The 14,101-nt window shown below is 52.4% G+C and carries 15 protein-coding genes; 8 read left to right on the forward strand and 7 right to left on the reverse strand.

Annotation, left to right across the window (positions count from 1 at the left end; genetic code table 11):
- Window positions 1–16 precede the first annotated feature (16 nt).
- Window positions 17–373 carry a phosphoribosyl-ATP diphosphatase gene (gene hisE / locus GDA54_02155; protein ID MBC6497110.1) on the reverse strand — a complete coding sequence of 119 codons (357 nt, stop codon included), beginning with the start codon at window positions 371–373 and terminating at the stop codon, window positions 17–19.
- A gap of 71 nt (window positions 374–444) precedes the next feature.
- Here hisE and GDA54_02160 point away from each other — a divergent pair, with 71 nt between their 5' ends.
- Complete coding sequence (locus GDA54_02160; GenBank protein ID MBC6497111.1) at window positions 445–573, forward strand: aa3-type cytochrome c oxidase subunit IV; 129 nt, start codon at window positions 445–447, stop codon at window positions 571–573.
- Window positions 574–640: 67 nt separating this feature from the next.
- On the opposite strand, the gene ndk is transcribed toward GDA54_02160, so the two are convergent.
- The 3 genes from ndk to GDA54_02175 are packed head-to-tail and all read right to left on the reverse strand — an operon-like array spanning window position 641 to window position 3,161.
- Window positions 641–1,081: a nucleoside-diphosphate kinase gene (ndk, locus tag GDA54_02165; GenBank protein MBC6497112.1), complete on the reverse strand. Its 441-nt coding sequence runs from the start codon at window positions 1,079–1,081 to the stop codon at window positions 641–643.
- The gene (locus GDA54_02170) at window positions 1,078–1,656 is read right to left on the reverse strand and encodes a DNA polymerase III subunit chi (protein ID MBC6497113.1); all 579 of its coding nucleotides are present in this window, start codon (window positions 1,654–1,656) and stop codon (window positions 1,078–1,080) included. Before GDA54_02170 ends, ndk begins: the two co-directional genes overlap by 4 nt.
- Window positions 1,653–3,161: a leucyl aminopeptidase gene (locus GDA54_02175; GenBank protein MBC6497114.1), complete on the reverse strand. Its 1,509-nt coding sequence runs from the start codon at window positions 3,159–3,161 to the stop codon at window positions 1,653–1,655. Before GDA54_02175 ends, GDA54_02170 begins: the two co-directional genes overlap by 4 nt.
- A 72-nt stretch (window positions 3,162–3,233) precedes the next feature.
- On the opposite strand from GDA54_02175, the gene GDA54_02180 reads away from it, so the two are divergent.
- Genes GDA54_02180 through rsmA form a run of 7 tightly spaced genes read left to right on the forward strand, consistent with a single transcriptional unit; the run spans window position 3,234 to window position 10,983 of the window.
- Complete coding sequence (locus GDA54_02180; GenBank protein MBC6497115.1) at window positions 3,234–4,466, forward strand: LptF/LptG family permease; 1,233 nt, start codon at window positions 3,234–3,236, stop codon at window positions 4,464–4,466.
- 53 nt (window positions 4,467–4,519) lie between these two features.
- Window positions 4,520–4,723, forward strand: coding sequence for a hypothetical protein (locus tag GDA54_02185; protein ID MBC6497116.1), 204 nt, complete (start codon window positions 4,520–4,522; stop codon window positions 4,721–4,723).
- Window positions 4,693–5,490: an LptF/LptG family permease gene (locus tag GDA54_02190; protein MBC6497117.1), complete on the forward strand. Its 798-nt coding sequence runs from the start codon at window positions 4,693–4,695 to the stop codon at window positions 5,488–5,490. The genes GDA54_02185 and GDA54_02190 overlap by 31 nt, the downstream gene beginning before the upstream one ends.
- The gene (locus tag GDA54_02195) at window positions 5,487–7,718 is read left to right on the forward strand and encodes an LPS-assembly protein LptD (protein ID MBC6497118.1); all 2,232 of its coding nucleotides are present in this window, start codon (window positions 5,487–5,489) and stop codon (window positions 7,716–7,718) included. The genes GDA54_02190 and GDA54_02195 overlap by 4 nt, the downstream gene beginning before the upstream one ends.
- Window positions 7,719–7,733: 15 nt before the next feature.
- Window positions 7,734–9,050: a peptidylprolyl isomerase gene (locus GDA54_02200; protein ID MBC6497119.1), complete on the forward strand. Its 1,317-nt coding sequence runs from the start codon at window positions 7,734–7,736 to the stop codon at window positions 9,048–9,050.
- Window positions 9,051–9,070: 20 nt separating this feature from the next.
- Window positions 9,071–10,108 carry a 4-hydroxythreonine-4-phosphate dehydrogenase PdxA gene (gene pdxA, locus GDA54_02205; protein MBC6497120.1) on the forward strand — a complete coding sequence of 346 codons (1,038 nt, stop codon included), beginning with the start codon at window positions 9,071–9,073 and terminating at the stop codon, window positions 10,106–10,108.
- Complete coding sequence (gene rsmA / locus GDA54_02210; protein ID MBC6497121.1) at window positions 10,105–10,983, forward strand: ribosomal RNA small subunit methyltransferase A; 879 nt, start codon at window positions 10,105–10,107, stop codon at window positions 10,981–10,983. Before pdxA ends, rsmA begins: the two co-directional genes overlap by 4 nt.
- Window positions 10,984–10,997: 14 nt before the next feature.
- On the opposite strand, the gene gmk is transcribed toward rsmA, so the two are convergent.
- From gmk to fabF, 3 genes are read right to left on the reverse strand one after another with little or no spacing between them, the layout of a single operon-like run.
- Window positions 10,998–11,666 (reverse strand): guanylate kinase, encoded by a 669-nt coding sequence (gene gmk, locus GDA54_02215; protein MBC6497122.1) that lies wholly within the window; start codon window positions 11,664–11,666, stop codon window positions 10,998–11,000.
- A gap of 6 nt (window positions 11,667–11,672) precedes the next feature.
- Window positions 11,673–12,797 (reverse strand): endolytic transglycosylase MltG, encoded by a 1,125-nt coding sequence (mltG, locus tag GDA54_02220; GenBank protein ID MBC6497123.1) that lies wholly within the window; start codon window positions 12,795–12,797, stop codon window positions 11,673–11,675.
- A gap of 6 nt (window positions 12,798–12,803) precedes the next feature.
- Window positions 12,804–14,081: a beta-ketoacyl-ACP synthase II gene (gene fabF / locus GDA54_02225; GenBank protein MBC6497124.1), complete on the reverse strand. Its 1,278-nt coding sequence runs from the start codon at window positions 14,079–14,081 to the stop codon at window positions 12,804–12,806.
- Between the last annotated feature and the right edge of the window lie 20 nt (window positions 14,082–14,101).

Consider the following 14,101-nt stretch of genomic DNA (forward strand, 5'->3'; position numbering starts at 1 on the left):
CTTATCTCTCACGCCCTCATTGTTTCGTCCGTTCCGCTTTTTCCACGAGGCCTGAGCGGGCAAAACGTTGCTCGAGGGTCTCCCATACGGCTGACGGCTCAACATCACATTGAGCCCACAGGACAAGCATATGATAGAGCATGTCAGCGCTCTCTTGGGTGAGCTCTGTTTTTGTGCCTGTGAGAGCAGCGAGGAGGACTTCCATATGCTCTTCACCCAATTTACGCACGCATAGCGCCCGCCCACCAGCGAGCAATTGCGCCGTATAAGAACGCGCTGTATCACCATGACGCTGGCGCTGTCGGATACGCGCAAAGAGCCTCTCTAAAACATGGGGGGGGACATGCGTCGGTCGATTTGGCTTTACAGACATCACCTATCCCCTATAATGGCGTTTCATATCTACTTACTCTGTTTTTCACGTTTGTAAAAGGAGTCACTGCCATGAGTTTAGACAAGCAAGATTTAGAGCGTCACCGCCAAGATTGGAATCTCTTTATGGGGATTGTCATATGGTCGTCTGTCGTCACGGCCATCATCCTTGTGGGACTTGGTCTCTACTTGTCGCCATGACTCGGGCGACATGCTGGTCGCTAAGAACATTGTCATGAGCGCTATCAGTATATCACGGGTGGCGACGTCAAGGGCGCGCTTTGGCGGGAAAGAAAAACGCAATCTCGCGTTGGGCGTTCTCTAGGGAGTCAGAGCCGTGGAGGGCGTTGCTCTCTTTTGAAAAGCCGTATCGCTTACGCAAGGTCTCTCTCTTCTCCGTTGTGGGGTCTGTGTTGCCGATGTCTTGACGCCATGCCTGTACCGCATTCTCTTTCTCGAGAACATAGACGATGATGTCATGGGATGTCATGAAGGAACAGAGGCTATCGAAAAATGGCCTGTCTTTATGCTCGCCATAGAATTCCTCCGCCTGTTGCCTTGTCAATGTGAGGCGCGCATCTTTGACGATGGTGTAGCCTCTCTCTCGAATGTCTTTTGTGATACTCTCTTGAAAGTTGCGGAGAACAGCATCGGGTTTGATAATACAAAGTGTTCTCTCATGCGTTCTTTCGGGCGTTCTTTTGGTCATGGTCTGTCTCCTTGCTCTGTGGCGTGGTGTTCTTTGTCGGTCATTTTGTCGGTTATGGGGATATGATGCCATGCCTTTCCCGTATGTCGATAGGCTTTCATGGTATCCTGTTGTCCCCATGCGTTTTGGCATTGGGCAAGATAGGCTTCATCTGTCCCGTCGTTTTTATGGTCTATCAAGAGAACAAAACGTTCGTAGGCGTGTCTATGGGCTTGGAAAAATGTGGCTTGTGAGTCTTGTGTCGTTGGGAGGGCGTCCCCATAGGTGACGAGGACGTGGGGTGTGTGTTCCTTGGCATTTGGGGGATGGCGTGATGTCTCTTGTGAGGATGTGAGCCATATAGGCTGATAGTTTGGCATGCCGTCTTCGTGATTGCCATGGGGAAGGAATGTGTTCCTTCCCAATGTCCACAGTTGGGCGGTGAGGTCATGGTCTTGTTCCTGATGGGCACAGAGCACAACCACCCGATGTGGCGGGTTAGCGTCAATGATTTTGAGCAGGAGCTTATAGAGGATGGCAGGGTGATGTTCTCGCGCCGCGATGTAAAACGTCGCGCGCTGTGAGGAGGGAGTCATGACTCATAATGTTGGGAGACGAGGCGGTCGAGGAGACGCACACCGAATCCACTGGCGCCATAGGGGCTGAGGAAGGAGGGCTTTTTGTGATATGTGACGCCAGCGATGTCGATATGGGCCCATGCCATGTCTTTATGGACGAATCGTTGGAGAAATTGGGCGGCGGTAATACTGCCAGCTGAACGTTGATTGGTGACATTTTGCATATCCGCCACCTTGCTATCGAGCATTTTGTCGTATGCCTTGTGAAGAGGCATACGCCACACTTTTTCATTGATATGGCGTCCCACGTCTGTCAATTGGTTGGCGAGAGTATCATCATTGCTGAAGAATCCGGCATATTCATAGCCTAAGGCGATAACCATCGCCCCTGTCAATGTCGCTAAATCCACAATCATGCGGGGTGTGATATGGTCTTGGGCGTAGGATAGGAGGTCGGCAAGGACGAGACGTCCTTCGGCATCTGTATTGAGGACTTCGATGCTCTTACCAGCCCGTGATATGACGATGTCGCTAGGACGTTGCGCCGTTCCCGACACGGCATTTTCCACAAGGCCAACAATACCAACGGCATGCACCGATGCCTTGCGCGCCGCAAGAGCATGGAGCAGTCCCGCCACAACGCCCGCACCCCCCATATCGCTCTTCATTTCTTCCATACCCGCTGACGGCTTCAATGACACACCTCCTGTGTCGAACGTCACGCCCTTGCCAATGAAGGTCACGGGACGGGTTTGGTCCTTTCCTGTGCTTCCTCGCCACCTCATCACGACCATAGAGGGGGGATACACGCTTCCCTGCGCGACGCCGAGCATGGCGCGCATGCCTTCCTTCTCTAAAGAGACGTTGTCATGGAGAGAAACCTCCACCCCCAACGCCTCCAACGCCCGAAGACGTTCAGCAAAGGCCGGTGGTGTGAGGATGTTGGGAGGTTCATTGACAAGGTCACGGGTGAGGGCGACGCCATCGAGGACGTTCTTCTCCTTCTCCCACCTGTCGGCGCACGCTGACGCATGGGCGCTCTCAATGGTGAGCGTCTCTAGCTCGCGCCTGTCGGACTCGTCCTTTGAGGCGATGTAAGAGTCGAAGCGATATGTCATCAGACTCACACCGCTTGCCCATGTCACAAGCTGGTCTGCGGAAAACACGCCATCCATAAAGACTGCTAGAAGGGAGCGCGCCCCCAATGCCTGTGCTTGCTTAGCGCAACAGCGCGCTGCCTTCTCCACAGCCTCCACATCAAGGGAGTCCTTTTTCCCAAACCCTAAGACAAGAATGACATGGAATGCCGTGACGCCATCGGGAGGCGATAAAACCATATGCTCGCCACTCTTCCCGCGAAAACGACATGCCTCGATATGGGCTAACACGCCACGATAGAGAGACGGGTCTCCTACGACACCCGTCATATCCAGAGATTCATCCTCGAACATAGGAAGAACAAGGACATCCCCTGCCCATGTCTCCCGTTTTTTTTGACTATCACGAAAAGAGCATTTAATCATCAATAGACGAATCACCCATTGTCATATATACTGCGAGACGACAGCACGCCACGGACTTTACCATAGAATCGCATGTCCTTTTTTTCAAGATATTCTTTTCCTTTCTTTGCAAAGAAGAAGGCTCGAGGCATAAAACATCACGTCATCGACCGTTACATCGTGTGGTATGGGATGGGCATGTTTCTCTTCGTCGTCTTTGTGCTTTTGTTCTTGGCGATTTTAGGGAAATCCATGAGTCTTCTCAACTTCATTATCGACTATGGGGCGTCAGCCACAGCGATTCTTCCCCTTTTTTTGTTCCTCATGCCGTCTCTTATCAGCGTCATGATGCCGTTTGCCTGCGCCGTGGCGGTGATCTACGTGTATCATCAATTGGAGGTCAATAGCGAGCTCACGGTCATGCGCGCCAGTGGCTTATCCAATATGCGTCTGGCGCGTCCCATGTTTGTCATGTCTGGCGCGCTTGTTCTCTTAGGGATTTTATTGTCCTTTTATATCGTGCCGATGAGTCATTCTATGTTTCGCGACTTGCGTCACGATTTGCGTCAAAATGCGGCGTATGTTCCTATCCGTGAAGGGCGCTTCGTCGGTCTTGGCGATAATGTCATTATCTATGTGCCAAAAAAAGATAGGGAGGGCGCTGTCTCGCAGCTGTTCATCCATGACAATCGAGAAAAAGAGTATCCAGTGACGATCGTGGCACAAAAGGGCAATCTCATACGCACTGAGCATGGCATTCGCCTCAGGCTCATCGAAGGCTCACGGCAGAGATTGTCTCGAGAACATCTTGTGCTTGAAACCCTTGATTTTGAGGAATATGACATGCTCCTCTACAGCACCGATTATCAACGGCGACAGGTGAAAAAACCCACCGAATATACATTTCACGAACTTTTCTCACCGCCAAGCAAGAAGCAAGACGCGCTCTTTTCTGTGGAACGCCATAAGCGTCTCCTCGACTCTTCGCGTATCTTTCTCTATGCCCTCATCGCCGTGGTGTTTATGCTGACAGCACATCACTCGCGTCGCTACAATAAGAAACCCATTTTAGCGGCTGTCATCTGTATTGCCTTAGCGCAATTTGGCCTTATTGCCTCTTATTACTGGGCGTATCGCTTTCTCTGGGTCATCGCCATTCCTTATGTCTTGTGGCTGGTTATTGTGGGCGGTCTTCTTTATCACCTTCGATACCCTGAACGGACGTCAGCGTGGGCTGATGCCGTCTATCGTTGGCACAAAGACATCTATGGCGCTGTGGCGCGATGGCTGGTCAAGCGTGGCGTGATGGGCATGGCGAGGCGATAGCGTGTTCTGTCATGAGTTTGTTACCACCATTTTCTTCCACGTTGGGGGTGTATATGGCAAAGCGTTTTGCCTTTGTGCTCCTTGTGACGACTTTGTTTCTTTTGTTTGTCGTCTTTGTCGGTGAGTGGCTCGAGTGGATAAGGCGCGCAGGGACACGGACGGGCATTCCCCTCACGGCCAGTGCGGCGATGGCCGCATCGAAAATGCTTTTTTTCCTCCAGCGTTGGTGGTGGGTTCTGTCGTTGTCCTCTTTTTGAGTCCTGCGACGGCTTTCTCCATGAAGAATTTTTTAGACTTAGAAAATCGTTATTTTCGTGGCATTGATGGCGATATTGCCTTATCCCCTGCGGGCTTGTGGCTCAAGGAGACAAACGCATCAGAGAATGTCATTATCCATGCCCGACAGTTGAGTCGCCGTGATAATACGCTCTCTGATGTCAGCATGGTCTTTTTTGACTATGACAATCGCTTCTTGAAGAGATGGGACGCAAAGACGGCTCTCATAGAGAGCGGAGACGAGCATGATGGGGCTGGCGGGTATGACATATGGTCTTTGGACAATGTCCTCGTCACAAAGGCGGATGGCGTGTCGCGTCGAGTGGAAAAAATAGCCTATCCAGCAAAGACACGTTTCGATAAGATACAGGATAACTTCACGCCCCCTGAAGCCGTGTCGGTGTGGAATCTCTCTGCGTTCTCTCAGCTCATGGAAGAGACGGGTTTTTCGCCACGCCGTCACCTCATGTATTTTTACTTTCTTGTGATGTTGCCATTTTTCACGGCAGGGATGGGGGCGTTATCGGTCTTATGCGCGCTTATGATTCCTTTACGTGGTTTTGGAGGAATGTTCATTGTGTCTCTTGCCACCATCATCATAGGGTTCATCATTTTCATTTTTTCCGAATTTCTCTATGGGCGGGGCGAAGCGGAACAGATTCCGTTTTTCCTTGCGGCATCGATTCCTGTGGTCGTTGTCGTTGCCTTCAGTTCGTTACTCTTGTCTTATCGTGAGTCCTATCAATGAAAAAGGCATGGTATCGTGACTCTGGAGATGGGGGACGTATGGGGCGCTATGGTCTTGCTGTCGTGATGACGCTCTTGGGATATGGCATGGCACAAGGCGATGTGATGGCCAATGACGGGAACGAGGAGCAAAGCGACAAGCTCTATATTTCCGCAGAGTCGATGACGCACCTCAAGGAGAAGGGTCATGTCGTCGCTGAGGGGGATGTGCATATTGCCTATGGCGACTATGTCTTGACGGCACAGAAGGTCATTTTGATGAGGAAGAGTGACAAGGTGCTTGCTGAAGGCTCTGTGCGTTTGTTTTTTCCCTCTGGTGATGTCATGGTGTCTGAGCGGGCGGAACTCAGTCGAGATTTGAGCCGTGGCATTGTTCAAGCCGTGCAGATGGTCTTACGGCAGAAAGAGCGTGTCGCCGCTGTGAGTGGTGTGCTGACACCAGACGAGTCGCGCAAAATCGTTATGAAGAGGGCGGGATATACGCCTTGTGCCCGTTGTTCTTTGATAGGGGAATTCTATGCACCACCCACATGGGCTCTTTACGCTGAAACCGTCGAACATGACGACCGCAACCAAGAGATACGTTACTACCACGTCACCCTGACTCTCTTTGGTTTTCCTGTCTTTTACCTTCCTTATTACGCCCATCCCGACCCGCGGGTGAAACGTCGAAGTGGCTTCCTTCGTCCTATCTTTGGGCGTCACTCTCCTTTAGGTGTTTTTATCGGCATGCCGTATTATTTTGCGCCGACGCCATCTCTCGATGCGACCATGACACCTATATACTATCGCTTGACGGGATGGCTCTTTCAGGGGGAGATGCGGTGGAACACGCCACAAGGGGCGCTACTCGTTGAGGGCGCTGTCACCTCCGCCGCCTCTTTTGAGAGAACGGATCAATCAAGGATTACGAGGGGGTATGTCCATACGCGCGCCAATTTTGGTATCACGCCCCATATACGTTGGGGATGGGACGTCTATCACACCAGTGATGATACATTTTCCAAACTTTTTCGCATTGGCGAGAATTTACAGGTATTGAAGAGGGAAATTTACGGAGAGGGATTTTTTGGCAACAGCTATGTGGAAATACGCACCATGTCTTTTCAGGATTTACGTCCCTCTGCCAAAAAGGCGGAGCAAGCCGATGTCCTGCCGTTCTTCTCTTACCATTATGGGAGCGATAGGGGGACGAATGGCACGTCCTGGGCTATGGATGTGGAGTCCGTTCGTCTCGACCGCAACGATAGAGAGGATAAACAACGCCTGTCGACGGAATTGACGCTACACCAACCTTTCCTGCTCGAGTCTGGTCACAGGTTCGATGCGAAAGGCTTTTTACGCACGGATGCCTACTTTTTCGATTGGGAAGACACAGAGACACCAAACAACAAGCGCACCCTGTTTCGCTTTGTCCCTCGAGCATCGCTACGTTGGCGTTTTCCTATGGTGCATGTGGGCGATAAGGTGACATATATGATAGAGCCTTCTTGGTTGCTGGCTGTGGCGCCCAATGGGCTGAGGGATGACCGTATTACGGATGATGAGAGTATCGGCTTCGAGTGGAATCCATTGGCGCTCTTTGAGGAGAATCATTTGATAGGAAGCGATGTTCTCGAGTCGGGCAAACATGTCGATTATGGCGTGACATTCTCACAAGAAGGCAGTGACGGACTCTTTTATAGCGACATCTTTGTCGGTCAAAGCTATCGATTCGATAAGAGCACCGATTATGAACTTGGCTCAGGGCTCGATGACAGACTTTCCTACCTCCTCTTAGGCGGAAAATTCAGCCTGTTGCAACGTCTCACCCTCTCTTATGACGGCATTTTGCGTCCCAAAGGCGTGGATTGGCGGTCACATAAAGTTAACAGCGCTCTCTCTCTGGGCAGTATACGTATTACCTCCTCTTACAGCAAAATCGGAGAGAGGATTACAGCCCTTGGCAGACAAAGACGTAGTTCTCGAGGAGGCGGGCGAGAGGATATGACGCATGGTATTTCCTTCCCACTGGGGAGTGCTGTGAATGTCAGGGCTAGCATTAACTATGATATTACAGAACATCAGACATTGGACTACCGCTTTTCCTTCGTTCATCGTCCCTGTGATTGCTTGGAATGGGGAGTCGATTTTAGGAGAAACTTCACCCGTGATAGGGATTACGAGCCAAGTGATAGCATCAACTTTATTTTTAAACTAAAGCATCTGGGAGGGGCGTCTGTGCGCTAACACCCCATGGGACCTATGACGCACCCTATCACAAGATATATCACAACCCGCTGTCTCAGCGAAGGAGGCGGGCGGGGGCGCATGCGCTTTTTGGCATGGATGGCGCTTCTGTGTGGTGTCATATCTCATGGCGTACCTCATGGCTCAGCTGCCGATGGTATTGCCGCCATTGTCAATGACGAGGCTGTCACCCTTGGGGAGGTGGAACAGCGTATGACGCTCTTCATTAAGAGTCTAGACTTGGAGGACAGCAAGGCGTTACGTGATGACATTCGTCCTCGTGTGTTAGAGAATCTCATCTTGGAAATTCTTAAAAAGCAAGAGGCCGTGCGCGCCGCTGTGGACATTACGCCACAACAGATCAGTGATGCTCTTCGCCATTTAGAGCGTCTCAACAACGTCCCTGAGGGACAATTTGAGGACTATATGGACAAGCAAGGCTATGACCGTGCGGCATGGTTTGGCCAATTGGAAGCCCAACTCTATTGGGATAACTATGTGAGTTCTTTTTTGCGTCCTGAGGTGCGTGTGAGTGATGGCGAGATCGCCGATTTTCTACAATCTTACCAAAGTCGCGAAAAGCGTGATGAATATCTTATCAGTGAGATTTTTCTTCCTATCATTGACGAAGATGATAAGGCGACATCTATGGATACGGCTTTTCGTGTGTATGGAGTCTTGTCGGCCAGTCGGAATTTGGCGAATGAGTTTTCTCTTCTTGCGCGTCAGTATTCGCAATCAGCGTCGGCAGCGGCGGGAGGCAATATAGGATGGGTGAGTCTGGACGATATAGCACAAGAGCTACGAGATGCTGTGCAAAAGACATCTATCGGGCATATTCAAGGGCCGCTTATCGTGTCGGGGGGAGTCTATATTCTCTATGTTCGAGATAGGCGTCTTTTTGCTGAGGAAAATTCTCTTGGGGTTGCCCTGAGGCAGGTCTCTATTGACAAGGGGAGAGAGGATGCGCGCACCCATATCGAGGCAGCACAACGTATTGCCAAGCAACCTGGGCGCGCTTGTCCCATTGATGATGCCTATGACGCCATCGATGATATTCGTGTCTTGGATTTAGGCAAGATGGGGATAGAAGATTTGTCGGCGCTGTTTAAGAATGCTATCGAGGTGCTACCAGAGAGAGGCGTGACGGACATTTTAGAGACGTATGATAGCTATGCTTTCCTCAAATTATGCAAGCGGGAAACACGGCAAGTGGCTCTTCCCAGTCGGGATGTGGCCCATGAGCGTATCTTTTATCGACGTTTGGAGAGGCTTGTGCAGAAGCGTATTCGCGACTTGTGGCGGTCGTCCTATGTGGAAAGGCGTCTCTGATGGATGACGAGAGTCGTGCCATGCCTCCTATCGCTGTCACCATGGGAGAGCCGTCTGGCATTGCGCCCCAATTGAGCGTTGTCGCATGGCATCAGCTGAGTCGAGCCTATCATAGGCGGGAGACGTCTCAGGATGTCCCCTCTTTTTTCGTGATAGGTGATGTGGCGTGTCTCGAGCGGGCTGTCCGCATGCGTTTTTCCCATCCCGATGCCGTTCCCATACAACCCATCAGCCATCCTCGTGAAGCCCATGCCGTCTTTCCTGAGCGCCTTCCCGTCATTCCTCTTCCGTTGCAAGAGGAGGTGCGTTGGGGCGTGCCATGTCTCTCCCATCAAGAGCAGGTGTTATCCAGCATCGATACAGCATGTCGCTTTGTGCAACAAGGCCATGCGTCCGCCATTGTGACCAATCCCATCCACAAGGCATCGCTCTATGCTGCTGGCTGTTCTTTCCCCGGGCATACGGAGATGATGGCGCGTTACGGCGGTGGTACGCCTGTGATGATGTTATGTGATATTGAGGCATCATGGCGGGTTGCCTTGATAACGGGACATTGTCCCTTTGCCGATGTCATCGCCCAGCTCTCGCCTCAGCGCATTATGTCAAAAACGGCCATTGTCCACGACGCCCTTATCCGTGACTTTGCCATTGCGCGCCCGCGTCTCGCCCTTGCCGCCCTGAATCCCCATGCTGGCGAATCGGGACGCATGGGAACAGAAGAACAAACAATCCTCCAGCCCGCCATCGATATGCTCCGTCAGCGTTCCATCCACGTAGAAGGCCCCGTGCCAGCCGACACGCTCTTTTTATCCCACACGCATACCCCTTATGACGCCATCATCTGTCTCTATCACGACCAAGGGCTTATCCCCTTTAAGCTCTTATGCTTCGAGAGAGGCGTCAATGTGACACTCGGCATTCCTTTCATTCGCACATCGCCCGCCCATGGCGTTGCCTTCGATATTGTTGACTCAGGCACAGCGCGTGTTGAGAGCATCATAGCAGCGCTTTCTCTCGCATGGGGTTTGGCACAGAGACGCATGGCTGAGACAGCATGAGGGAAGACGCCCTGAAGGAAGACACCATGTGTCTTCCCTCCTCTTCTCTGTTGAGGAAAGCCTATGGTGTCATTCCTCGTCCCCATCGCGGACAGCATTTTCTCCTGAATGACCCTTTGTTATTGCGCATAGCGCGCGCCGCCCTTCCCTTGACGCATGCCGTTGTCTTCGATATTGGGGCGGGTATTGGCTCGCTCAGTCGCGCCCTTTTGCTCTTAGGCGCGCGCCATGTCTATGCCGTTGAGAATGATAGGCGCTGTCTCGATGCTCTCACGCTTTTATCGTCTCATGCGCAAAAACGTATGACGGTGCTTGCTGATGATGTTCTTCGCTTGGATATACCGCAGCTCGCCCGTCGCCATCGCCTCTCGCACCATCCTCTCAAGATTGTCGCCAATATCCCTTACCATCTCTCGTCTCCCCTCTTGGCGATGTGGCTACGTGAGAGCGCGTCCTATGGGGAGATCTTGATAACAGCGCAGAAAGAGTTGGTGAGTCGTCTCCATGCGACAGCAGGGCGTGATTATGGTCGCCTCTCGGTTGCCGTGCAGCGTGTTTTTCACGTGAAACCGCTCTTCATGATTCATAGGCGTAACTTCATGCCACCCCCAAAGGTTGATTCGCAACTCGTGATGTTGCGAAGGCGAGAAAAACCCCAGATGGATGTGGTTGAGGCTGATCTAGACAAGATTCTCCGTCTAGCCTTTGGCATGAGGCGTAAAATGCTTGCCACGTCTCTTGCTGGTCTTGAAGGAGGCGGCGCAAGGCTTTGCGCTGACGCCAACATCGATGGCACGTTGCGTCCGCAAGATGTGCCACCGCCATGTTTCTATCGTTTGGCGCAATGCTACACGGCTTCCCTCGGAAGGGTGTGAGGGGTGTGAGGGGTCTATCCCTTCCTCTGTTGAGAGGGGATAGTGTGAAGTGTGTGTATCCACGACTCCATGCCGATGAGTCGTTGTCTTTTGAGGCGTTCGGCGGCGAGAATGGCGCGCGCTTGGGCGATAGCCTCTGACAGGTCGTCATTGATAAGCACATAGTCATAGTGACGCCATCGGGCGATGTCTTGTTCTGCGTGCTGTAGGCGATAGGCGCTATTATCTTGGGACTCACCTTCATGTTCACGTTTCTTAAGCCTCTGTTCTAGGGCTTTGAGGGAGGGGGGAAGGATGAAGAGGCTGACGGTATGGTGGGGATGGTGGCGTTTGAGCGCTTGCGCGCCTTGCCAATCGATATCGAAGAGGACATCTTGTCCTTTTTGGAGGGAAGACGTCACGGGTTCTTTCAATGTCCCATAGTGATAGCCATAGACGTGCGCATGTTCGAGGAAGGCGTGGCGTTGGCACAATCTGTCGAATTGCGCTTTATCCATGAAGTGATAATGGACGCCTTCGATTTCAAAGGGACGGCGGGGACGGGTTGTCGCTGAGACAGAGAGCATAAGATGGTCAGAGCATTCTTGCGCTATCATGCCGCGGGAAATCGATGTTTTGCCGGCCCCCGATGGTGAGGAGATGACCATCATCATGCCTTGTCTTTCGATAGGGGCGTTTGCCATAGGTTCTTATCGTTCCTCTTCGCCGTCTTTCTTTTTGTTTTGATGTTGTCTTTGCCATGCGCGCCATTGCTCGACATTCTTTTGATGGTCTTCATAATTTTCGGCAAATGTATGCCCACCCGTGCCGTTGGCGACAAAAAAGAGTTCGTTGCTTGTGATGGGATGTGCCACCGCCTGCAAGGCATCTGCCCCTGGTAGGCAAATAGGCGAAGGGGGAAGCCCTTTGATACGGTAGGTATTCCATGCGCTGTGACGTCTGAGGTCGCTATAGAACAACGGGCGTCCAAGGGGCGTGCCTCCTGTGATTCCGTAGATGACTGTTGGGTCGGACTCGAGGCGCATGCCACGTCTGAGACGATTGTGAAAGACGGCGGCGATACGGGCGCGTTCCGATGCTTGTCCTGTCTCTTTTTCGACAATGGAGGCGAGGATGAGCATATCATAGGCTGTCTCGATGGGGAGGTCGTTGTCGCGCGTCTGCCATATCTTCTGGAGGGTCTCGTCCGCCTTGTCGCGCATGCGACGGATGAGGGTCGCACGTTGTTCGCCATGGCGATAGAGGTAGGTATCGGGGAATAACGCTCCTTCCCACAGATTGGACGGGACATGCCCGCGTAGGTTTTGTGTGTTATTGATGATGTCGATGGCTTGGGCGAGGCTATAGCCTTCTGGAATGGTGAGGCGTAGGAGGACAGAGCGTCCTTGTACCATCCTGTCGATGGCCTCGAGGAGGGATTGTTGCGGGTCTATGTGATATGTGCCAACCTTGAGGTCGTCATGGTCGCCTGTGATACGTAATGTGTAGAGAAAGGCGCTGGCATTGATGGGGATGTGGTTGCGTTGCATGCGCCTTGCGACACTGGCGGGGGTGTCGCCCGCTTCGATAACGAGGGTGAAGGGTTTGTCTATATGGCGCGCTAGAGGGCGTAAGAGGCTATCACCGATGACGAGGAAGGGGATAGCGATGGCGGCGACGAGGAGCGCGGTAAAAATATGGTGTTTCTTATACGAGACAAGGCATAAGGGTAGGGACATGGTCGATAACGGGAGAAAACACCGACGCCATAGGGCGCGTATGGTCTCTCTGAGGACGGCATATCGTTTTTTTCCGTCATATTTTTCTGTCATCATGGTCCCTTAGGGCGGTGGGGCAAAGATAAGTGTGGCGTTCGTGCCTCCGAAGCCAAAGGAATTGGAGAGCGTATAGCGTAGCTTTTTTGTGCGCGCTGTTTTTGCCACAAGGTCCATGTCTTGGCATGCGGGGTCGATGTTGTTGAGATTGATGGTGGGGGGGATGACGCCATCGCGCTGTGCGAGGATACAGAAGATAGCTTCCACACTCCCGGCGGCGCCTAAAAGGTGGCCGACAGAGGATTTTGTGGACGACATCGGGACATGTGAGGCATCATGGCCAAAGGCTTTGCGCACAGCATTGATTTCGACGCCATCGCCTAAAGGCGTGGAGGTACCGTGGGCGTTGATATAGCTGATGTCATCGGGGTTCAGCTGAGCGTTTCGTAGGGCGCTCCGCATGGCTTGCCATGCGCCTCGTCCTTCGGCATGGGGAGCAGTGATGTGATAGGCATCGCCAGAGAGTCCATAGCCTAAGACTTCAGCATAGATATGCGCGCCTCGTTTCTTGGCGTGGCTGTATGACTCGATGATGACGGCGCCAGCGCCATCGCCCATGACAAAGCCATCACGTTCTGTGTCCCAAGGCCTCGAGGCTTGGGTTGGCCGATCATTGAAGTTGGTCGAGAGGGCGCGCATAGCCGCAAAGCCACTGACGCCTAATGGATTAATGGCGGACTCAGCACCACCAGCGACAACGACATCGGCGTCGCCTCGTCTCACCAAGGCGGCAGCATCGCCTATGGCATGGGCGCCAGACGAACATGCCGTGACGAGAGACACATTGGGCCCCTGCCAGCCATGCTCGATAGAAATGCCGCCAGCCGCAAGGTTGATAAGAGAGGCTGGCACAAAAAAAGGCGACACGCGACGATGGCCTTTCTCATGAAGGGCAACAGCATTTTTGTAAATACCATCCAATCCTCCTATGCCAGAACCAAAGACGACACCACTTCGCGCGAGCTCTTCTTCATGAGAGGGTGTCCAGCCAGAATCTCTAATGGCTTGGGTGGCAGCGACACGCGCATAGACGATAAAAGGGTCTACATGCTTGCGTTCCCGCGCTGGAATCCAATCATCAGGACAAAAAACGTCTTCTTTGTCCTCATCATTTTGGCGCACAGGGATTTCACCAGCAATACGACAGCGCCACCCCTCCGTATCAAAGGAGCGAATGACATCGATACCACTCTCACCCTCTATCAGGCGTTTCCAACTCGCCTCGACACCGCATGCGAGAGGACATATCAAACCAAGCCCTGTGACGACAACACGTTCCGACATAAGAGACCATCCTGAGGCGT

It is taken from the genome of Alphaproteobacteria bacterium GM7ARS4 (assembly GCA_014332745.1).
Classification (GTDB): domain Bacteria; phylum Pseudomonadota; class Alphaproteobacteria; order GM7ARS4; family GM7ARS4; genus GM7ARS4.